The organism is Acidithiobacillus sp. TH-A36 (genome assembly GCF_057473445.1).
Genome location: NZ_JBYCKP010000651.1, coordinates 1 through 1115 on the forward strand (window position 1 = coordinate 1; position 1115 = coordinate 1115).

General features: G+C 52.6%; 1 protein-coding gene. It reads right to left on the bottom strand.

The window, feature by feature from the left end:
• A partial coding sequence (locus tag AC2VLY_RS16260) for a restriction endonuclease (RefSeq protein WP_486893617.1) occupies nt 1-1115 on the bottom strand: 1115 nt, incomplete at both ends.

Sequence of the window (1115 nt, forward strand, 5' to 3'; positions counted from 1 at the left end):
AAAACTCTGGACCATAGATGGACTCGTCATCCATGGAATAGAGTACCGCTTCTTTTTCGTCGGCCTTTTTGCGGGTTTTCTCGGTATAGATACGGGGAGTGGCCGTCATGTAGAGGCGTTTCCTGGCGCGAAGCTGGGCGTTCTGATGGACTTTGACGAAATCCGAATCCTTTGTAGATTCATTTTTCAGCGTGAGGCCGGTAGTCCGATGGGCTTCATCGCAGATCACCAGGTCAAAATCCGGCAGATTCCCGATCCTTTGCGCTTTAATGACAACATCAATGGATTGGTACGTCGAAAAGATCACTTTCCGCCGGTTGTTTTTGGTTTTCTGAATGGCGTTGGCCAGCCTGTCCGCGCTCGTGGTCGCGGGGTAGGCGAGTTCTGCCGTTCTCATATCCTCGTCTTCCTGCCCGACCTTGCTATCTGAACAGACTACAAAGGCATCAAAAGGCTTCTGCGCCTGATCCGCCCATTCCCGAAGGGTTTGGGATACCAGGGTGATCGAAGGGGCCAGGAACAGCGTCAGCCCGTCTTCAGGGGCCATGCGCTCCATGATGTTGAGACTGGTAAAGGTCTTTCCCGTACCACAGGCCATGATGAGCTTGCCGCGATCATGGGTTTCAAAGCCCTTTAGCGTCGCCTGTAAAGCCTCGCGCTGGTGTTCGCGCAAGGATTTGCCTGGGGTGCGCGTCAGAGCTTCCGGGGCACCCCAACTGAACTTCTCCCAATCAATCGGGGCGGCTTCCATATTTCGTAAAGGCAGAACTTTAAGATCATCAATGTCATTGAGGGCTTCTTCAGCCTGCCGCCCCAGATCGTTTTGTGTGTCCACAAAGAGTTTGAAAGAAAACTCTCTTTCTTCCCCATCGACCGTGAACTTGCGGCTGGCATCATGAGTGAAATTGGTAATGGCTTCCTTGTGGATCCGGCTCTTTGCATCATAAAACTTGCACTGTACGGCCCAGTAGTCGCCATCAATCGTCCTGGCCACCAGGTCAAAGCCCAGATTGTCGGTATTCCAGTGATCCGGACGATCTGGCCAGTCTTTGTATTGCCAAACCGCTTCCAGTTTATCCGCATACACGGGATCGGTTTTCAGATAGGCCACCATG